Source organism: Pseudochrobactrum sp. Wa41.01b-1, from assembly GCF_019464455.1.
GTDB classification, from domain to species: Bacteria; Pseudomonadota; Alphaproteobacteria; order Rhizobiales; family Rhizobiaceae; genus Pseudochrobactrum; species Pseudochrobactrum saccharolyticum.
In genome coordinates, this window is the sequence record NZ_CP080493.1 from 588,933 (window position 1) to 608,573 (window position 19,641).

A 19,641-nucleotide genomic window follows, 5' to 3' on the forward strand; every position below is an offset into this window, starting at 1 on the left:
GGACTCTGCATGTTCTGTCTTATTTAACCTGATCCAGTGCGAGATTAAGCGCAAGCACATTCACAACCGGCTCGCCCAGCACACCCAGCAAACGTTCCTGTATCTGAGCATCAACCAGTGTTTTGAGTTTGGCCTCATCCAGCCCGCGTGCTTTTGCAACACGCGGTATCTGGAACAAAGCCGCTTCCGGCGTGATATGCGGATCAAGCCCGCTACCGGATGCTGTTACCAGATCAACAGGCACCGGCTGGTTTGGATTCTCAGACTTCAGCTTGGCCACATCGGCCTTTACGCGATCCAGTAATGCAGCGCTGGTTGGCGCCAGATTGGAACCGCCGGAGGATGCAGCATTATAGCCATCACCTGCAGCACTCGGGCGACCGTGAAAATAGCGCTCGGAGGTGAATTGCTGGCCGATCAGAGATGAGCCAATCACCTTATTGTCCTTCACGATCAAACTGCCATTGGCCTGAGAAGGAAACAGGGTCTGCGCCACGCTGGTCATAGCCAGCGGATAGGCAATGCCGGTGATTATGGTCAGACTGACAATCATTACCACAGCAGGACGTAATTGTTTCAACATGGGTTTATTCCTTACACCAGAGCCAGAGCGGTAATCGCCATATCAATCAGCTTGATCGCCACGAAAGGCACGATAATCCCACCAAGACCATAGATCATCAGATTGCGGCTCAGCAGTGCGCCTGCACCGACCGCCTGATATTTAACCCCGCGTAGCGACAACGGGATCAAAGCCACGATAATCAACGCATTGAAGATGATGGCCGAGAGAATGGCGCTCTGCGGACTATGCAGCCCCATAATGTTCAGCACACCGAGTTGCGGGTAGAACGCGAGGAACATTGCCGGAATAATCGCGAAATATTTGGCAATATCATTGGCAATCGAGAAGGTTGTCAGCGCACCACGCGTCATCAGCAATTGCTTGCCGATTTCCACAATCTCAATTAGCTTGGTCGGGTCACTGTCGAGATCGACCATGTTCCCTGCTTCACGCGCAGCTACTGTACCGGTATTCATCGCCACGCCTACATCAGCCTGTGCCAGTGCCGGCGCATCATTGGTACCGTCACCGCACATTGCCACCAGCTTGCCCTTGGCCTGCTCCTCACGGATCAGCGACAGCTTGTTCTCCGGTGTTGCCTGCGCAAGGAAGTCATCCACACCGGCTTCTGCAGCAATCGCAGCAGCAGTCATCGGATTATCACCGGTAATCATCACCGTGCGGATACCCATGCGGCGCAGTTCAGCAAAACGCTCACGGATACCGCCTTTGACAATATCTTTGAGCGAAACGACGCCCATCAGCTGTCCGTCTTTGACCACAGCCAGCGGTGTACCGCCTGCCTTGGCAATCTGCGCAGCAATTGACTGGATTTCCTGTAGCTGGGCAGGTGTAGAAGCTTTAATGTCTTCCGCCTCAACATATTTCAGCACTGCATCCACCGCGCCTTTGCGGATGATACTGCCTTCCACATCCACACCGCTCATACGGCTTTGTGCGGTAAAAGGCACAAAGCTTGCATGAAGGCTTGCCATATCACGGGCACGGATACCGTATTTCTCTTTAGCCAGCACAACGATCGAGCGGCCTTCCGGTGTCTCGTCGGCAAGTGAGGCAAGCTGCGCCGCATCTGCCAATTGCTGCTCACTGACACCTGTGATGGCACGAAACTCCGTCGCCTGACGGTTACCAAGCGTAATTGTACCGGTTTTATCGAGCAGCAGCGTATCCACATCACCGGCAGCTTCCACCGCACGGCCGGACATAGCCAGTACATTAAACCGCACCAGACGATCCATACCGGCAATACCGATGGCGGAGAGCAAAGCACCGATGGTGGTCGGGATCAGGGTGACGAACAAAGCCACCAGCACAATCACCGGCACGGAACCGCCCGCATAAGTGGCAAAACTCGGAATGGTCACCACGGCCAGCACGAAGATCAGCGTCATACCGGCAAGCAGAATATTCAGCGCAATTTCGTTTGGTGTCTTCTGACGCTCAGCACCTTCCACCAATGAGATCATCCGGTCAATAAAGGTGGAACCGGCAGCAGCGGTAATGCGCACGCGTATCCAGTCGGACAGCACCTGCGTACCACCAGTAACAGCCGAACGGTCACCGCCTGATTCACGGATAACCGGAGCGGATTCACCGGTGATCGCCGCCTCATTGACCGAGGCCACACCTTCAATCACCTCACCGTCGGAAGGGATAATGTCTCCGGCTTCCACCAGCACAATATCACCGACTTTAAGGCTATTACCCGCAACAACCGTATAATTGGTCTTGCTGTCACCACTGAGCAATTTTGCTTCGGTTTCGGTGCGGGTGCGGCGCAGGGATTCCGCCTGCGCTTTACCGCGCCCTTCAGCCACCGCTTCGGCAAAATTGGCGAACAGAATAGTAAACCATAGCCACAAAATGATCTGGAACGAGAAGCCCAGATCCGCTCCGCCACCCGCCAGATCGCGGATAAAGAGCACCGTGGTCAGCACGGTGACAACGGCAACGACAAACATCACCGGATTTTTCGCCAGCACCCGCGGGTCGAGTTTTCGAAAGGCACCGCCAATGGCAGGCAGCAGGATTTTGGCATCCAGAATACTGGAAGATTTTGACTGGCTCATGAGAGCCCTCCGTCTTTATTTTATGCAAGTTAATTTAAAACTGCATAGAATTTTCATTGATGTAGAGTGATAAGTTAATGTTTTAACTTAAACTCCGGTCAGCGCCTTCACGAGGAAAACACCGGCCAGCATCGCCAGTACAAGGATCAGCATGATACTGGTGAGTTTCGGGCAATCTTCCTTTTTCACACCGCGCAGATTTTGTTTTTGCGCGGCGTTGGAACGAAATAATTGCTTCATCAGAAAAGAATTCTTCGCCATCATGCACCTTTAAAACAGCTGACCGGAGAGCATTGCGAAATGCTCGACAACCGGCCCCAGCGCCAAGGCCGGGAAGAACGTCAGACCGCCGACAATCATCGTCACGCCGAAGACAAGGCCGACAAACAACGGGCCAGTGGTCGGCAATGTACCGGCCGAGGCAGGCACAGTCTTTTTGGCGGCCAGCGAACCGGCAATCGCCAGCACCGGAACGATCAGCAAGAAGCGCCCCATCAGCATCGCAAAACCAATGGTGAGATTGTAGAAAGGCGTATTGGCATTGAGACCGGCAAAGGCACTGCCGTTATTATTCGCGCCAGAGGAATAAGCGTAGAGCACTTCGCTGAAGCCGTGTGGCCCTGCATCCTGAATACTCGACAGCCCCTGCGGCAGCACCACAGCCAATGCAGCAAAACCGAGAATGGCAAGCGATGGTCCGAGTGTGGCCAGCAGGCTCATCTTGACCTCTTTGGCCTCGATTTTCTTGCCCAGATATTCCGGTGTGCGGCCAACCATCAGACCGGCAATGAAGATCGCCAGAATGAAGAACAACAGCATGCCGTAGATACCGGCACCAATACCGCCAAGATTTGGGATCTGCATATTGAACAGCGGCACCAGACCACCGAGCGGCATCAGGCTGTCATGCATATTATTGACCGCACCGGTGGAAGCCGCAGTCGTCACTTCAGAGAATAAGGCAGATAGTGCAATGCCGAAGCGTGCCTCTTTGCCTTCCATATTACCACCGACAGTGCCCAGAACCTGCATCAGCGGATTACCGCCGGATTCTGCCCAATAGAGTACCGAAGTTCCCAGCACTACCAGCACACCGAAGACGGCGAACAATACCCAGCCCTGACGCTGATTGCCGACCATACGGCCAAACACATTGGTCATGGCGGTAGAGATCACGAAAATCGACAGCAGATGGATAAGATTGGTCAGTGCAGTCGGATTTTCAAACGGATGCGCTGAGTTAGCATTGAAGAAGCCGCCGCCATTGGTGCCCAGATGCTTGATAATCATCTGCGAGGCCACAGGCCCTTGTGCAATAGTCTGCTGCGTACCTTCCAGCGTGGTCGCAAGCGTATAGGCATTGAGATTTTGCGGCACCCCCTGCCAGACCAGCACAATTGTGCCGATAATGCAGATCGGCAGCAGCACATAGAGCGTGGCGCGGGCCAGATCGACCCAGAAATTGCCAATTGTATTGCTTGAAGAACGGGCAAAACCACGGGTGATCGCCATAGCACCGGCAATACCTACCGCAGCAGAAACAAAGTTCTGTACTGTGATACCGGCCATCTGGGTGAAATAGCTCATTGTGCTTTCACCACCATAGCCCTGCCAGTTGGTATTGGTCATGAAGCTGATTGCTGTATTGAAAGCAGATGTCGGCTCCACAGCCTGCATCCCCGCAGGATTATAAGGCAATGCCCCTTGCAGGCGCTGCAACAAATAGAGCGCCACAAATCCGGCAATGCTGAACATCAGCAGCGAAGCCGCATAGACCGTCCAGTGCTGTTCTTCTTTTTCATGGGTTCCGGCCAGTTTATAGAGGCCGCGTTCAACCGGTGCGATCACCGGCGAGAGGAAGGTTCGTTCACCGGTGAACACGCGGGTCAGATACCCGCCGACCGGTTTCACCAGCAGAATTGTGAGCCCGAACAGGATCGCAATCTGCAATATTCCGTTGAAAGTCATTGGAAGATACTTTCCGCTTTCATGACAATATGGGGTTAGAAGCGCTCAGGTCGTGCCAGTGCATAAAGCAGATAGAGGCTGAGCAATGCGGCTACCGAGCCGCCGAGAATATAATCAAACCACATGACGCGCCCTCACAGCCGGTCACAAACAAGGGCGTAGAAATAAGACAGGCCGATAAATCCGGCGCCTGCGGCAATCATGATGACATCCATTTTTCAAACTCCTGAATTTCAGCCGGTGCAAGTGCAGCAGCTGCTTCCGGCAGCAGCGCTAAGCGCGACGAGCCGAAATCAGGCGGAACTATGGCGCCAAAACGCATAGTGGTTCGAGAGAGGGAAAGAAGGAGAGATATAAAAATCTCATATATAAAACGCAGTGATTTTGCGTATCACACCAAGTGAAATAAACTCAATTAATTATGATAATTCATAATTTTATTTAAATACCTTAAGATATAAATTTAATGAAAGCGGCATTACATACCGCTCTCCGTATAATAAAAATCAGCCTTTGCCATAGGTGAAATCATCCACCTTCGGCATCCATTGCGGCGGTGCATAAGAGGCCGGCTTATCGCCAACCGATGTACCGGTATTCAGCACCCCCGCCTGATAATCCGCATCAAATAAAGCATAAGGCTGCGGTGAAGGTAGAGCACTTGCGGCATCCAGTCTTGCGCTCAGTTCCGCAGGCATCTGCAGTTCAAAGGCCGCAATATTATCCTGCAACTGCGCCAATTTACTCGCACCGATAATCAGCGATGCAACAGACGGGCGGTTCAATACCCAGCTCAAAGCCACCTGCGCCATCGGACGCTCAAGCTCTGCTGCCACATCCTGTAAGGCCGAGAGAATGGCGTGATTGCGCGCCGTAAACAGCCCCATGCCTTTGCCGGATGCATCTGTGGTGAGGCGGCCTTCCCCTGCCCAGCGATCACCCTCAACGCGGTATTTCCCTGAAAGCAGCCCCATTGATAACGGGCTCCAGACCGTAATGCCCAAGCCCATAGTCTGCGCCAGCGGCACAAATTCCTGTTCGATATTCCGTTCAGTAAGTGAATATGGCAATTGCAGACTGATCAGCGGTGTCAGCGCATGGCACTCCGCCCATGTCTGCGCCCGAGCCGCATACCATGCAGGCACGTCAGACAGTCCGCCGTAACGAATTTTTCCTGCCCGCACCAGATCATCCAGCGTGCGCACCACCTCTTCCGCTGGCGTTATGCGATCCCATGTATGCACCATATAGAGGTCGATATAATCCGTGCCCAGACGGCGCAGGGAATCTTCAACCGCCCGCATCATCGCTTTGCGGCTGTTACCACCTGCATTGGGATTGCCGGGCTCAAGACTGTTGCTGTATTTCGTCGCCAGCACCAGCCGTTCACGATTACCTTTCTCGCGCATAAACTGCCCGATCAGGCTTTCACTGGCACCTGCACCATAGGAATTGGCGGTATCAATAAAATTGCCGCCCATATCGGTATAATGATCAAATATCGCGCCTGATATCTCATCGGCACTGCCCCAGCTGCCGCTGATCCCGCGAATAGCTGCATTGCCGAAAGTCATGGTGCCGAGCGCCATCCGGCTGACCCGCAAACCTGAGCGACCAAGCGTATAATAATGATCCAGCGCCATGAGCTTTCTTCCTGCAAAAGAGAGGCCGGACTAAAATTAATCCGGTCTTTTATTATTTTTAGTCAATCAGACGTGGCTCGCCGACATCACCGGCTGAAGCTTCCATGCCATTGGCAGTCAGAATAGATTTGATTGTACCATCTTCATGCAGTGCCTTGATATTGGCATCAAGCGCCGCACCAAGTTCAGGGTTTTTCTTGGAATAAGGGAAGCTGCCCTGTCCGGCCTCAGTCGTGGCTTTCACACGATCGTCGCTCTTGGCAACCTTCACTTCAATATCCGGCATGGCTCCGGCCTTCTTGGCGACAACACCGGTAGAATAGCCGTCAATACCAACAGCAATACGTCCGGCAGCCAGATCCTGCTGCATGCTCACGGAATTCGGATAGAGCTTGAGATTGCTGCCGAGCAACTTCTTCAGGTCTGCAACCCAGAGATAACCCTGCACAGTGCCAACGCTTTTGCCCTCAATATCCTTGACCTCTTCAAAACCTTCCTTGGTATAAATACCCATCTGGTCATTATAGAGCGGCCATGACAGGTTCATCACCTTGGCGCGTTCTGCCGTACGATACCAGTCACCGGTGGTGATATCGGCCTTGCCTGACAGCACATATTGAATACCGGCAGCGGTATCCACGGCCACAGCCTTAACCTTCAGACATTCCATCTCGGCGATCTTATTGGCAATATCGCCGTCAACGCCTTTGGCTTCGCCTTCCGGTGAGAGATAGGAATAAGGCGCATAAGTGGTAACAGCGATGGTCAGCACACCTTCTTCAACAGTTTTAAAACTGTTTTTCGGTGTGCAGCTCTGTGCATTGGCCTGCACTGCAGCCAGTGCAGTCGCACCGGCAAGAACCGATGCTGCGACAATAATTTTTCCCATTAATTTCATATCACTACCCCATATTGTTTATGTTTATTGTTATATTTACCGCGAGAAACGTCCCGCACGTTTTTCAACCCAGCTTACCAGCATAGATGCCGGAATGCAGATCATTGCATAGAGAATACCTGCCGCCAGCAGAGCCGGAAAATACAGGAAAGTCGTCGAGCCGATTTCATAGGCACGGCTGATCAGTTCCGGCATGGCAATGGTAAAACACAGAGATGTTGCCTGAAAAATCAGGATCGAAAAGCCGAGCAAAGCAGGAACTGCCACACGCAATCCCTGCGGCAGGATCACATAGCGTAAACCGTCAATCCGGCTCATATTCAGCGCCATCACCGCTTCTTTCTGCCCGGCAGGCACGGATTCAAGCCCTGCACGGATGATCTCGCTTGTATAGGCACCGGTATTCCAGCTCAGCGCCGCAATAGCCGCCACAATCGACGTCATCGTGATACCGGCACTCGGCAATCCGAAATAGATGAATTGCAGCAGGATCAGAGCCGGCGCACCGCGTCCGATTTCAACAATTACCAGACACAACCCGCGTGTGAATTTCGACTTTGCCTGCACGCCCAGTGCCAGCAGCAAGCCGAAAGGTATGCCAATCGCCAGACTGGCCAGCGTGACTTTGACGCTCAGAGCCAGACCGTCGAGCAGTTCCGGCATCCATGAAATGACATCATCAATCGGAAAATCAATCATCGCGCCACCTTTGCCCGCAGATAGATATCCGCAGTCCGTGACAGCCATGCAACCGGCAGGCTGAGAAGAATATAAAGCAAGGCCACCACGGCAAATACCTCAAGGCCACGGAAGGTCATTTGCGACAGCTGGCTGCCCTGATAGGCCAGTTCTGTCACGCCAATGGCTGAGGCAATCGCACTGTCTTTAAGCAGGCCAATCGCATAGCTGGCGGCAGAAGGCAGCGATACGCGCAGCATCTGCGGTGCCACCACATCCTTGAAAGCATGATAGCGACTGAGATTAAGCGCTTCTGCGGCTTCAAACTGCCCGTGATGGACAGCCATCATACCACCGCGAAAAATCTCTGCCATATTGGCTCCGGCAATCATGCCGAAACCGGTCAGCGCCGCCATAAACGGATTGATTGTTATGTAACCGGTGCCAAGGCCGAAAAAGATCACAAACAGCCACACCAGAGGCGGTATGCCGCGAACCAGATTGATATAGGCGGTTGCCAGCAGGCGCAGCGGCCAGAACTTGGAGCGCCGCATCAGCATCAGGATCAGTCCGAGTATCGTACCAACAGCCAGAGCCGAGACTGTGAGCGCAACAGTCCAGGGCAATCCGCGAATGATATAGGAGAAATCTGCCAGCATTTAACGCTCATTCACCGCTTTGAGGAAACGCTGCGCCCGCTCGGTCTGCGGATTGCGCATCACTTCGCGGCTGGGCCCGCTTTCAATCACATTGCCGTCGGCCATTACCATCACGGTGTCGGAGACATTTTCCGCAAAGCCCATTTCATGAGTCACGACAATCATCGTCATGCCGCTGTCGGCCAGCCTGCGCATGACGCTCAGCACTTCCAGCCCCAGTTCGGGATCAAGCGCCGAGGTCGGTTCGTCAAACAACATCACTTTAGGATCAAGTGCCAGAGCGCGGGCGATAGCGATACGCTGCTGCTGGCCACCGGAGCAACGCATCGGATATTGCTGCGCTTTGTCAGCAAGACCGACTTTCTCCAGCAGATCCATCGAGCGCTCATCGGCCTCTTTTTTAGAGCGGCCAAGCACACGCTCCTGAGCCAGACTGACATTGTGCAGCACGCTCATATGCGGAAACAGGTTAAACGACTGAAACACCATGCCGATAGAATGGCGCAGATCATGCAATTGTTTGGCAGAGGCTTTTTTCTCGGCCTGCAGGGTCACATCACCAACTGTGACAATACCGGCATCCGGCGGCTCAATATAATTGATGCAGCGCAGCAATGTGCTTTTGCCCGAACCGGAAGGCCCGATAATCGCCAGCACCTCACCGGAGGTCACAGTCAGATCGATCTCTTTGAGAACAATATGCGCGCCATAATGCTTTTGCAGTTTTTCAAGCCGGATAACCGTTTTCTGACTGGTTTTCACCCGCAGTTTCTCCCCTTATGCATTCTCCATGCCTGTCCGCAGCTTTGCACAACCGGCACAGGATATTTCGACGGATCACAGCGTTCTTTTATCTGATTGCAGACCGACGCTTTATGCCGTCCGGCTTGTTTCTGTTTTTATTGTTATAAAACAAAGCCCGTCATACATATTTATAAACCGGACAGGCTGAGAGCCTGTAACCGGCATAGTTCCTCTTATGCTTATCAGCTTAGGCAAACTGGCTGTGCCAGCGAGAGCATAAAAAATAGCGGTTCCGATAACCCGTGGTTATGACTTAGCCGTCATTAAAAGTTATTGCTCTTTTTGCGCCCCGAAACACGCTTTTCCGGCATTTTATGTCGCATTATCACAGACAGAATATCTGTCATGCAGAATATGCAAATCTTGCATAACAACCAAAAAACAAAGCATTGGCTCTGCCGGATTTTTTTTCATAGCTTCAGTTTCAGCAGATTCCCATAAAATTTTAACGCCAAGGAATGCGTTGTGAGCCGAATTGTATATGTAAACGGTGCCTATGTCCCTGAAGAAGAAGCCAAGATCTCGATCTTTGATCGCGGTTTCGTATTCGCAGACGGGATTTATGAAGTCAGTGCAGTTATCGATGGCAAGCTCGTTGACAATGATGCCCATATGGCGCGTCTTGGCCGTTCTTTGAAGATGATTGATGTACCGGCGCCGATGAGCGACGAAGACATCATCACTATGCAAAAAGAGCTGATCAAGCGCAACAATCTTACTGAAGGTGTGGTCTATATGCAGATCACCCGTGGTGCTGCGGATCGTGACTTCGTTTACAGCGCGGATATGAAACCGACACTGGTTGCTTTCACACAGGTGAAAAAGCTGATCGGTTCCGCCTCCCAGCAGAACGGTATTGCCATTCACGTTGTGGATGATATCCGCTGGCAGCGCCGCGACATTAAAACTGTGATGTTGCTGGCTCAGGTACTTGCCAAGCAGGAAGCAACCGCGCATGGTTGTCAGGACGCATGGATGCAGGAAGACGGCTATATTACTGAAGGTGCGTCCTCCAGTGCATTCATCATCACCGCAGAAGGCTCACTGATTGTGCGCCCGAATTCGAATGCAATTCTGCCGGGCTGCACACGTCTGGCCATGCTTAAAATTGCTGAAGAACAGAGCCTGAAGATTGAAGAACGCCGCTTTACGCTTGAAGAAGCCTTCAAAGCGAAAGAAGCATTCCAGACCAGTGCTTCCGGTTTTGTGACCCCTGTTGTGAAAATTGCAGGCACAGTCATTGCAGACGGCAAGCCGGGTGCAATTACCCGCAGCCTGCAGGAAAAATATATCGAGATTGCTAAAGCAGTTTAAAAACGGAACCGGTTTTCTTTGAAAACTGTGTTTCAAAAACTGTCGGCTTAAATCTTCGATAAAACTGAATTCATCCGGCCATAATTTCGTAATTCTGGCCGGATACCGTCATGATCGCAAGCGCCCCGTAAACGGTTCTGATCTTTTGGGCCTCCCCCGGAAAAGACCGTTTAATTTCCTTGGCACTGATCATATGTCGGGCATTAGCACCACACTGAAACGGCAGTATCGCCGCAGAAGTGATACTACGTTTCTTTTTAATGCCTGATGATAATGCCCTGACAGCCCCTCCGGAAACCGGTCGGGCTGTCATTCTTTATCTGCGATCTGTTTCTTACCGCATGCCTCTACGGATTTAGAGCCGTTGCATTTAAGATGGATTTTTTAACCGCTCTAAATCTTTGTTTTCACGCATTATCCGACGCAATCCGCTTCGCACTTTTGTTGGAAATGCTTTAACAGGAGTATCCTATGTCTGCTTCAGCACGCGATTTCGGTATTGTTTGCGGCATCATGCCGACCGGTACGCATAATGCCATTACCGATGTTCCGGGCGTTAAAGTCGGCCACACCACCATCCGTGAAGGCAATGTGAATACCGGTGTAACCGCGATTGTGCCCCATGACGGCAATATGTTCCGCAAGAAGGTTCTGGCAGCATCAGAATCCATCAATGGCTTTGGCAAAAGCGCCGGTCTTGTGCAGGTCAACGAGCTTGGCTCACTGGAAACGCCAATCCTGCTGACCAATACACTCAGCACCGGCACCTGTGTGAATGCACTTATCAAGCGCGCTATTGCTGCGAACAGCGATATCGGCCGCACCACCTCAACCGTTAATGCGGTTGTCGGCGAATGCAATGACGGCCCGCTCAATGATATTCAGGCTATGGCCGTTACCGAAGAGCACGCTTATGCGGCACTCGATTCTGCAACAACCGGCGCAGTGGCACAGGGTAATATCGGTGCCGGCACCGGCATGACCTGTTTCGGCTTTAAAGGCGGCATTGGCACTTCATCCCGCCGCATCAAACTGGATGGCAAAGATTATCATCTGGGCACTTTGGTGCTTTCCAATTTCGGTCGCAAAGGCGATCTGACACTGCCGGATGGCCGTCATCCGACACCGGATTTCCCCGATCAACCGGAAAAAGGCTCGATCATGATGATTATGGCGACCGATATTCCGCTGGAACACCGCCAGTTACAGCGCGTCATTCGCCGCTGCGGTGCGGGTATCGCACGTCTTGGTGCATTCTGGGGTCATGGCAGCGGGGATATTGTTATCGGCTTTACCACCGGCAACACTCTTGATCACGACCAGAAATCCGATCTGGTGACCATGCAGGCACTGAATGAAGATAAGATTGACCAGCTGTTCCGCGCAGCAACAGAATCCACACAGGAAGCCATTCTCAATTCCATGTGCGCTGCAGAGAGCTTTACCGGCCGTGACGGTAACAGCCGAAAATCACTGGCAGACTGGCTGAAACTCAACAGCTAATCGCCAATATTCCACCAATGAAAAAGCCTGCCGTGATAATCGCGGCAAGCTTTTTTTATTTATTCAGAGACCGTGAAAGCCACATCAGCATTAGCCTTCAGTGTATTGCTGACCGTACACATGGCTTCAGCTGCTTCTGCCAGTTCATGGCGCTCATCATCAGACAGATCACCGGCAATCAGAAACTGCACATTGAACCGTGTGATGCGATATGGCTCATGCTCCGTTTTCTCACCGCTGACTTTGACCTCATAGCTGCTGATACGCTCAATCAAACCGAGCTTGCGCGCGGCTATACGTGCACTCATCACCAGACAGGCCGAGAGAGACGCATAAAGCAGATCAATCGCGTTGAAACCCGCACCGGAAACCGTATTTTCCAGTGTCAGCTCACCGCCGGTGAGTGAGCGGATCAGCGGTTTTTCCTGCCCCTGCAATGTCGCTACTGCGCCTGTTTCTCTGGTACGTACAGCTAATCCAACCATGCTCTTATTCCGGTTTCAGCCCGACTGCTTCCGCCAGCAATTCAAATGAATGCAGGCGCGCCTGATGGTCAAAAATTTGCGCTGTAATCATCAGCTCGTCAACATCAGTGCGGGCAACAAAAGCATCAATCTGCTGGCGTATCGTTTCTTTATTGCCCACAGCGGAGCAGGCAAGCGCAGCTTTGATGATCGGCACAAAGCGCGGATCGAGATTTTCCTCATAGCCTTCTACCGGCGGCGGCAACTGCCCTGCATTACCGGTGCGCAAATTCACAAAAGCCTGCTGGATGGAAGTGAACAACAAACGGGCTTCCGCATCCGTATCAGCTGCAAAGACGTTAAATCCGGCCATCACATAAGGTTTATCGAGATATTGCGACGGTTCAAAACGGTGCCGGTAAAGCGCAATCGCATCATCCAGATCACCCGGCGCAAAGTGGGAAGCGAATGCATAAGGCAGACCAAGCATAGCCGCCAGCTGTGCCCCGAACAGGCTGGAGCCGAGAATCCACACCGGCACATTCAGGCCAGAACCCGGATAAGCACGCACACGTTGTTCTGTAGTCGGCTCGCCGAAATAGCCCAGCAGCTCCACCACATCCTGCGGAAAGGATTGCGCATCCGAACTGGAATTGCGCCGCAAGGCATAGGATGTCACCTGATCCGTGCCCGGTGCACGCCCTAGGCCCAAATCAATACGGTTTGGGTAAAGCGAGGCCAAGGTGCCGAATTGTTCGGCAATCACCAGAGGCGAATGGTTGGGCAGCATAATACCGCCTGCCCCGACACGGATGGATTTTGTGGCACCGGCCACATGGCCGATCAGCACGGCTGTCGCCGCACTGGCAATGCCCGGCATATTATGATGCTCGGCCAGCCAGTAACGCCGGAAGCCGAGTTTCTCGGTATGTTGTGCAAGCTCAACACTGTTCTGCATGGCTTGCGCTGCGGTGCTGCCGAGTGTGATCGGCGCGAGATCGAGTACGGAAAATTTGGTCATGGATCATATATATAGTAATGACTACATAATACCAGAGCCTGAAATCACCACAGTGAAAAATTTTGTATTTTTATCGGTATAATTTGGAAGCAACATCTTCAAATAAAAAGGCCGGTCATGAAGACCGGCCTTTTTCTTTTTTTACAGAACCATCTTAGTGATGGGCAGACTGCACTTCCGCCTTCAGCTCTTCCTCTGTCGGAACCGAAACCAGAGGTTTAACGGTCTTCGCAGAGATCAGCGTGTAGAACATCGGCACCACAAACAGGGTGAACATTGTACCAACCATCAGACCGGTGAAGATCACCAGACCCATGGAGTAACGCGCTGCCGCACCGGCACCGGTTGCCATCATCAGCGGTACAACGCCGAGCGCCATAGCTGCAGTTGTCATCAGGATCGGACGCAGACGGGTTTTAGCCGAAGCGATAATCGCATCGTGACGGCTCAGTCCGTGTTCATGGCGCTGCTGATTGGCGAATTCCACCATCAGAATACCATGCTTGGTAATCAGCCCCACAAGGGTAATCAGACCAACCTGCGTATAGATATTCAGCGTACCGAGACCAAGGTTCAGCGGCACGATCGCACCGAAAATCGACAGCGGAACGGTCATCATAATAATGAACGGATCGCGGAAGCTTTCGAACTGTGCCGCCAGCACCAGATAAATCACAACAACAGCCAGCGAGAAGGCGATCAGGATTGTATTACCCTGTTCGATTTCCAGACGCGACTGACCCGAATAGTCAATGAAGAAGCCTTCCGGCAGCTTGGCATTGGCAATATCAAGGATCGTTTTCAGACCGTCACCGGTTGTAACACCTGGCAGCGGCAGAGCCGAAATCGTTGAGGAGTTCAGCTGGTTGAACTGTTCAATTGCAGTCGGGGAAGCCTGATTTACAATCTTCACCACGGCAGACAGCGGCACCATCTCACCTGAAGCACTGCGAACATAGAATTCACCGAGCTTGGACGGATTGCGGCGATACTCATCCGGCACCTGCATGATAATATCATAGCTGTTATTATCACGGTCGAACTGGGCAACCTTACCACCACCGGTCATCAGACCGAGGGTCGCGCCGATTTCGCTGACAGTCACACCCATTGCGGATGCACGTTCACGGTCAACTTCAATCGTTGTCTGCGGAGAATTGAACGACAGGGAGTTCTGAACAATGATGAACTGTCCCGAAGCCTGCGCTTCATTCTTGATTTCCTCAGAGATTTCGAAAACCTGATCCGACGAACCTGTCGACTGGATAGCGATCGAAATCGGCAGACCACCACCGGTACCCGGCAGCGACGGCGGAGCAAAGATGAAGGCCTGTACGCCAGTCACATCTTTAATACGCTTGGTCAGGTCTTCCTGAATCTGCTTCTGCGAACGGTCACGCTGCGACCAGTCTTTCAATGCCCACAGAGCAATACCTTCGTTTGTCGCACTACCGAAACCGACAATGTTAAAACGGGCTTTCAGTTCAGGCAGATCTTTTGTCAGTTCATCGATCTGGTCTGCATAAAGCTTGGTATAGTCTGATGTCGCATATTTAGGGCCGCTGAACATCGAGAACAGCGCACCGGAATCTTCTTCAGGAGCCAGTTCCGATGAGGTATTCACGAACAGGAAGCCCATAACACCAACCAGAGACACAACGACCAGCATGGTGATCGGACGATAGTTCAGAGAACCGGAAACCCAGCGTTCATAGCCGTTTTCAAAACGGGTGAACAAACGGTCTACAAACTGGGCAAAGCGGCTGGCTTCACCATGTTTCAGCATGCGAGAACACATCATCGGAGAGATGGTCAATGCCGCAACACCGGACAGAATAACCGCACCGGCAAGTGTGAACGCAAATTCACGGAACAGCGAACCGGTCAACCCACCGGTAAAGCCAAGCGGTGCAAACACCGCAGCCAGTGTAATCGTCATCGCCACGATGGAAGAGGTAATTTCCTTCATGCCCACAAAGGATGCATGGATCGGTGTCAGACCTTCTTCAATATGGCGGTGAATATTCTCAAGCACCACGATCGCGTCGTCCACCACCAGACCGATGGCCAGAACCATCGCCAGCAAGGACAGAAGATTGATCGAGAATCCGAGAATGAACAGGAAGAAACACACACCGATCAGCGAGATCGGAATGGTAACAATCGGGATCAGAACCGAACGGAACGAGCCAAGGAACAGCAGGATCACGATAACAACGATAATCATCGCTTCAGCGATTGTTTTGAAAACCTCAACAATCGAAGAAGAAATCTGCTCGGTCGCATCATAAACCAGAATGATGTTCATGCCCTGCGGCAGGCTGTCCTGAATGCTCGGCAGTTCCTTGTTCACGGCTGTTGCCATGTCAATCGGGTTGGCCGAAGGCGTCGGGAACACACCGATAAATGTACCGCTGGAACCGTTGAAAGTCACAACAGTATCCGTGCTCTTTGCTGCCAGTTCGACATTGGCAACATCGCGCATACGGATAATATCGGAACCTTCCGCACGGATCGGCATCTCCGCAAAAGCCTCAGGCGTCTGCAAAGTGGAACGCAGGGTAATCGCAGTTGCGAAATATTCGTTCTTTGTCTTACCCGGTGCCGACAGGAAGTTGGATGCTTTAATCGCAGCCAGCACTTCCGAAGCGGTTACATTACGGGCAGCCATGCGGATAGGATCAACCCATACGCGCATGGAATATTCCTGACCGCCGAGGATCTGCGCATCAGCCACACCTTCAATGGTGGACATGCGCGGACGGATCACGCGGTCAATATATTCCGTGATCTGCTCATTGGTCATATTCGGGTTCTGAACGGCCAGATACATGGTCGCAAAGGACTGACCGGTACCTTTGGAGATGACCGGATCTTCCGATTCACTCGGCAGATCGCCGCGAACCTGATTGACCTTTGAGATAACCTCTGTCAGCGCCGCATCGGGATTAGCCCCGAGCTTCATCTGAACCGTAACAGTGCTGAGTGACTGGCTACTTTTGGAAGTCACATAGTCAACATTTTCAGTCGTCGCCACTGCTTTCGCAATAGGCGCGGTGATGAAGCCCTGAATGAGCTCCGCGCTGGCACCGGCATAGGCGGTCGTAACGGTAATAACCGTTTCGTCCACTTCCGGATACTGCCGCACTGACAGATTAAAAATCCCCTGCAAACCAAGCAGGATAATCATCAGCGCAACAACAATCGAAAGAACCGGCCTGCGTATAAAACTATCAGAAAAGCTCATCTCTCGACCTTATGGTTTCTTCTGGGCATCAGCAGGATTGACCTTATTGTCAATATGCGCACCCATCCCGTTGCTCAGGCGGTTCTGGCCGGAAGTCACGACAATATCGCCTTCCTTAACGCCGCTCAGAACTTCAACATTATTACCGGTACGGCGGCCAAGCTTCACAAACACCTGATGCAGGATCAGATCATCAGCTGTTGCTGCTGCATCTGTCTTTGGTGCATCTGCTGCCTGAGCGGTATCGGTTTTCGCGGCTTCTTTTTTCACAACAGTGAAAACATAGTCACCATAAAGGCTGGTCACGACACTGGTCAGCGGCAGAACAATCACATTGTTTTCTTCCGGCAGCACAACACGAACCTGTACGAACTGACCCGGTACCAGTGATTTTTCAGAATTATCAACCTGTGCCTGAATGGAAACCAGACGGCTCGCAGGGTCGATTTTCGGATCAATACCGATGATTTTGCCTTTGAAAGCATAATCCGCAGCGGATTCGCCGATCTGAACTTCCTGACCGATCGACAGGTTCTTCAGTTCCTGCTCCGGTACGGTGAAGTCCACACGCATCGTGTCAACATTCTGCAATGTTGCCACAACATTGCCGGGTGCCATGAACTGGCCGATATCCACGCGGGAAATACCGATCACACCGGAGAAAGGTGCAATAAGACGCTTCAGATCAACTGTTGCCTGTGCCTTGGCAACATTTGCCTTTGCGGAAGACAAAGCCGCAGCGGTTGTATCAACATTGGATACAGCGCCGACGCCCTGTGTGCGCAATGTCTGCGCACGCTTGTAATTCTGCTCGCTCAGTTCGGCTTCAGCCTTGCTTGCTGCGAGATCAGCTTTCTGGATTTCATCATCCAGCTGCACCAGAAGATCGCCTTTTTTGACGTGCTGGTTAGGCTTGAAGAGGATTTCTTTGACAATACCGTCGATCTGGAAAGTCAGATTGACACCGTCTTCAGCACGGGCGGAACCGATTGCTTCAACACCGGGCAGCCACTGGCCCGGTTTGACCTCGAGGGTTGAAACGGCCTGTGACGGCTGCTTCATATTTGCAAAGAAGTCCTTAATGGCCTGCGCACGGAACAGGTTAAACCCGATCAGCCCTCCGCATACCAGAACAAGCAATATAATCGCGATGATGAAACGCTTAATCATCTTATGTGGCACTCCTGCCGCAGAATGGATACAGAACGAAGAATGTCCAATCGGCATGGCTGGACACACGTTTTTATTAAATAGGGTGCGATAACTGTACGTTAAGCTGAAAATTGTCAACTCATGCTTGGTCACGCTATGGTCATCAGCATTGTCCGGCAACGAAATTACCGGCTCATATCAGGCCGGTTGGTAAACCCGTTTCCGGCTCAACGCATTCACAAGAAGGAAAATGCGGATCAGAAATGTCAGGATTTGCCCAATTTCGGCGCAAGATTTTGTCTGCAAACGGTAAATTTATCTCCGATCAATATAATTTTTGCCGTTTTCACATCAATTCTTTGAAGCTTAGACTAAAAACCGGATTTTTACACCTTATATTATCGGCCGCGCATCTTCCGGCATTACTCACGAAATTGTTATGAATTTTAACCATTCCGCCGGCGCGATCCGGCGGCTGTGCACTACGGGAATTGTTTTCCTGCACTATATTATGCCATGATTCATTGCTGATTATGAAGACAGCTATTATGCCAAATTCATCTCAGCCTGTAACAAACGGACAATGCTTTCCCATGAGAAAACGACAAACGGCAACATTATCCGCATTCATGACAGGGGCAGCCCTGCTGCTGACCTTGCCCGCCTCAGCTCAGGACATGCGCGCACCGGTAAAGGCAAAGCAGGAAACTCCCGAACCTGTCTACTCCCTGCCCGGCGTTAAACCTGCCAAACCCATTGTGACACCGCCGCAGGCAGAACCGGATGAAACCTATCTTCAGAGCAATCCGGACGGAAGTTTTATGGTTGGCAAGACCAGAGTGAAAATCAGCGGCTCGATCATCATGGATATCGGCAACAATCCGCCGAGCAATAAATAACAAGCGCCGCTCAAAATTCGGGCCACATATATTCCTGCATAAAATAAAAGCCGCAGAGACCAGACAGTCTTCGCGGCTTTTTTATATCAATTCAGATCGGCCGGAAATTACCGGCACTTGCTGCTCTTGTTAAAAATCACAGCAATGCCGTTTCCGCAGATCTCTGGCCGAGCAGGAATAATCTGAATTTCCCCTGCCCTCGTCACAGACTGATTAGCTGTTAACAGCGTCTTTCAGGCCTTTACCAGCCGAGAATTTTGGTACGTTGCGCGCAGCAATTTCAACTTCCTTGCCGGTCGAAGGATTACGGCCTGTGGAAGCTGCGCGGTGGGAGACGGAGAAAATACCAAAACCTGGCAGACGAACTTCGCCGCCGTCCTTCAATGCACCGGTGACGGATTCAAGCACAGCGTCAACGGCTGAAGCAGCATCGGTCTTGGTGAGACCTGATTTTTCTGCAACGGCAGCAACCAGTTCATTCTTGTTCATGAGGTAATTCCTTTCGTGTTTTTTTCCGCTGGTTACGACTCAGCCGGATTGGCGAAGTTTATTCAAAGAAACAGCTGAACCAAGCAGAGTTTTCCTTTTCGACCCCGCAAAAGCAGGGTTAAACACAGAAATAACCCCTGAAAACCGGCATTTTGCCCTCTGTAGCACCAAGAGGTTCCCAATTTTACGCGATCCAAGGCACGAAATGCAGGCATTGCGAATCTGCAGACTGCTAAGGGATTCTGTC

18 protein-coding genes are annotated in these 19,641 nt (G+C 51.8%); 3 read left to right on the forward strand and 15 right to left on the reverse strand.

Going from position 1 to position 19,641, the window contains the following annotated elements; translation table 11 throughout:
* Window positions 1-19 precede the first annotated feature (19 nt).
* The 10 genes from kdpC to K1X45_RS02920 all read right to left on the reverse strand — a co-directional run bounded on the left by kdpC (window position 20) and on the right by K1X45_RS02920 (window position 9,269).
* On the reverse strand, window positions 20-583 hold the full coding sequence (kdpC, locus tag K1X45_RS02875; RefSeq protein ID WP_220159790.1) for a potassium-transporting ATPase subunit KdpC: 564 nt from the start codon (window positions 581-583) through the stop codon (window positions 20-22).
* An 11-nt stretch (window positions 584-594) separates the two neighbouring features.
* Complete coding sequence (kdpB, locus tag K1X45_RS02880) at window positions 595-2,655, reverse strand: potassium-transporting ATPase subunit KdpB (RefSeq protein WP_220159791.1); 2,061 nt, start codon at window positions 2,653-2,655, stop codon at window positions 595-597.
* An 87-nt stretch (window positions 2,656-2,742) separates the two neighbouring features.
* Window positions 2,743-2,919: a hypothetical protein gene (locus tag K1X45_RS02885; protein ID WP_220159792.1), complete on the reverse strand. Its 177-nt coding sequence runs from the start codon at window positions 2,917-2,919 to the stop codon at window positions 2,743-2,745.
* Between the two features lie 6 nt (window positions 2,920-2,925).
* Window positions 2,926-4,623 (reverse strand): potassium-transporting ATPase subunit KdpA, encoded by a 1,698-nt coding sequence (gene kdpA, locus K1X45_RS02890; protein ID WP_220159793.1) that lies wholly within the window; start codon window positions 4,621-4,623, stop codon window positions 2,926-2,928.
* 35 nt (window positions 4,624-4,658) lie between these two features.
* The gene (gene kdpF, locus K1X45_RS02895; protein ID WP_220159794.1) at window positions 4,659-4,748 is read right to left on the reverse strand and encodes a K(+)-transporting ATPase subunit F; all 90 of its coding nucleotides are present in this window, start codon (window positions 4,746-4,748) and stop codon (window positions 4,659-4,661) included.
* Between the two features lie 381 nt (window positions 4,749-5,129).
* Window positions 5,130-6,266, reverse strand: coding sequence for an aldo/keto reductase (locus K1X45_RS02900; RefSeq protein ID WP_220159795.1), 1,137 nt, complete (start codon window positions 6,264-6,266; stop codon window positions 5,130-5,132).
* A gap of 58 nt (window positions 6,267-6,324) precedes the next feature.
* A complete protein-coding gene (locus tag K1X45_RS02905; RefSeq protein WP_220159796.1) occupies window positions 6,325-7,155 on the reverse strand; it encodes an ABC transporter substrate-binding protein in 831 nt (276 codons plus the stop codon).
* A gap of 45 nt (window positions 7,156-7,200) precedes the next feature.
* Window positions 7,201-7,863, reverse strand: a complete 663-nt coding sequence (locus tag K1X45_RS02910) for an amino acid ABC transporter permease (RefSeq protein WP_022711898.1) — start codon at window positions 7,861-7,863, stop codon at window positions 7,201-7,203.
* Entirely contained in the window at window positions 7,860-8,501 is a 642-nt protein-coding gene (locus K1X45_RS02915) for an amino acid ABC transporter permease (protein WP_075654996.1), read from the reverse strand. Before K1X45_RS02915 ends, K1X45_RS02910 begins: the two co-directional genes overlap by 4 nt.
* A complete protein-coding gene (locus K1X45_RS02920) occupies window positions 8,502-9,269 on the reverse strand; it encodes an amino acid ABC transporter ATP-binding protein (protein WP_370627136.1) in 768 nt (255 codons plus the stop codon).
* 501 nt (window positions 9,270-9,770) lie between these two features.
* Between K1X45_RS02920 and K1X45_RS02925 the strand changes: the two genes are divergently transcribed.
* Entirely contained in the window at window positions 9,771-10,619 is an 849-nt protein-coding gene (locus K1X45_RS02925) for a D-amino-acid transaminase (protein WP_220159798.1), read from the forward strand.
* Between the two features lie 471 nt (window positions 10,620-11,090).
* Window positions 11,091-12,122, forward strand: a complete 1,032-nt coding sequence (locus K1X45_RS02930; RefSeq protein ID WP_220159799.1) for a P1 family peptidase — start codon at window positions 11,091-11,093, stop codon at window positions 12,120-12,122.
* 59 nt (window positions 12,123-12,181) lie between these two features.
* On the opposite strand, the gene K1X45_RS02935 is transcribed toward K1X45_RS02930, so the two are convergent.
* The 4 genes from K1X45_RS02935 to K1X45_RS02950 form a co-directional block, all read right to left on the reverse strand.
* On the reverse strand, window positions 12,182-12,607 hold the full coding sequence (locus K1X45_RS02935; RefSeq protein ID WP_220159800.1) for an OsmC family protein: 426 nt from the start codon (window positions 12,605-12,607) through the stop codon (window positions 12,182-12,184).
* A 4-nt stretch (window positions 12,608-12,611) separates the two neighbouring features.
* Complete coding sequence (locus tag K1X45_RS02940; protein ID WP_220159801.1) at window positions 12,612-13,607, reverse strand: LLM class flavin-dependent oxidoreductase; 996 nt, start codon at window positions 13,605-13,607, stop codon at window positions 12,612-12,614.
* Window positions 13,608-13,761: 154 nt separating this feature from the next.
* Window positions 13,762-16,854, reverse strand: a complete 3,093-nt coding sequence (locus K1X45_RS02945) for an efflux RND transporter permease subunit (protein WP_213598058.1) — start codon at window positions 16,852-16,854, stop codon at window positions 13,762-13,764.
* 9 nt (window positions 16,855-16,863) lie between these two features.
* Window positions 16,864-18,024 (reverse strand): efflux RND transporter periplasmic adaptor subunit, encoded by a 1,161-nt coding sequence (locus K1X45_RS02950; protein WP_220159802.1) that lies wholly within the window; start codon window positions 18,022-18,024, stop codon window positions 16,864-16,866.
* Between the two features lie 575 nt (window positions 18,025-18,599).
* On the opposite strand from K1X45_RS02950, the gene K1X45_RS02955 reads away from it, so the two are divergent.
* Entirely contained in the window at window positions 18,600-18,905 is a 306-nt protein-coding gene (locus K1X45_RS02955; protein ID WP_255560498.1) for a hypothetical protein, read from the forward strand.
* Window positions 18,906-19,118: 213 nt separating this feature from the next.
* Here K1X45_RS02955 and K1X45_RS02960 read toward each other — a convergent pair whose 3' ends face one another.
* Window positions 19,119-19,394 (reverse strand): HU family DNA-binding protein, encoded by a 276-nt coding sequence (locus K1X45_RS02960; protein WP_022711909.1) that lies wholly within the window; start codon window positions 19,392-19,394, stop codon window positions 19,119-19,121.
* Window positions 19,395-19,641 lie beyond the last annotated feature (247 nt).

What these genes read in the sequence shown, in the direction of transcription:
- kdpC (WP_220159790.1), bottom strand. Translation starts at nt 583, where the DNA reads ATGTTGAAACAATTACGTCCTGCTGTGGTAATGATTGTCAGTCTGACC.
- kdpB (WP_220159791.1), bottom strand. Translation starts at nt 2,655, where the DNA reads ATGAGCCAGTCAAAATCTTCCAGTATTCTGGATGCCAAAATCCTGCTG.
- K1X45_RS02885 (WP_220159792.1), bottom strand. Translation starts at nt 2,919, where the DNA reads ATGATGGCGAAGAATTCTTTTCTGATGAAGCAATTATTTCGTTCCAAC.
- kdpA (WP_220159793.1), bottom strand. Translation starts at nt 4,623, where the DNA reads ATGACTTTCAACGGAATATTGCAGATTGCGATCCTGTTCGGGCTCACA.
- kdpF (WP_220159794.1), bottom strand. Translation starts at nt 4,748, where the DNA reads ATGTGGTTTGATTATATTCTCGGCGGCTCGGTAGCCGCATTGCTCAGC.
- K1X45_RS02900 (WP_220159795.1), bottom strand. Translation starts at nt 6,266, where the DNA reads ATGGCGCTGGATCATTATTATACGCTTGGTCGCTCAGGTTTGCGGGTC.
- K1X45_RS02905 (WP_220159796.1), bottom strand. Translation starts at nt 7,155, where the DNA reads ATGGGAAAAATTATTGTCGCAGCATCGGTTCTTGCCGGTGCGACTGCA.
- K1X45_RS02910 (WP_022711898.1), bottom strand. Translation starts at nt 7,863, where the DNA reads ATGATTGATTTTCCGATTGATGATGTCATTTCATGGATGCCGGAACTG.
- K1X45_RS02915 (WP_075654996.1), bottom strand. Translation starts at nt 8,501, where the DNA reads ATGCTGGCAGATTTCTCCTATATCATTCGCGGATTGCCCTGGACTGTT.
- K1X45_RS02930 (WP_220159799.1), top strand. Translation starts at nt 11,091, where the DNA reads ATGTCTGCTTCAGCACGCGATTTCGGTATTGTTTGCGGCATCATGCCG.
- K1X45_RS02935 (WP_220159800.1), bottom strand. Translation starts at nt 12,607, where the DNA reads ATGGTTGGATTAGCTGTACGTACCAGAGAAACAGGCGCAGTAGCGACA.
- K1X45_RS02940 (WP_220159801.1), bottom strand. Translation starts at nt 13,607, where the DNA reads ATGACCAAATTTTCCGTACTCGATCTCGCGCCGATCACACTCGGCAGC.
- K1X45_RS02945 (WP_213598058.1), bottom strand. Translation starts at nt 16,854, where the DNA reads ATGAGCTTTTCTGATAGTTTTATACGCAGGCCGGTTCTTTCGATTGTT.
- K1X45_RS02950 (WP_220159802.1), bottom strand. Translation starts at nt 18,024, where the DNA reads ATGATTAAGCGTTTCATCATCGCGATTATATTGCTTGTTCTGGTATGC.
- K1X45_RS02955 (WP_255560498.1), top strand. Translation starts at nt 18,600, where the DNA reads ATGAGAAAACGACAAACGGCAACATTATCCGCATTCATGACAGGGGCA.
- K1X45_RS02960 (WP_022711909.1), bottom strand. Translation starts at nt 19,394, where the DNA reads ATGAACAAGAATGAACTGGTTGCTGCCGTTGCAGAAAAATCAGGTCTC.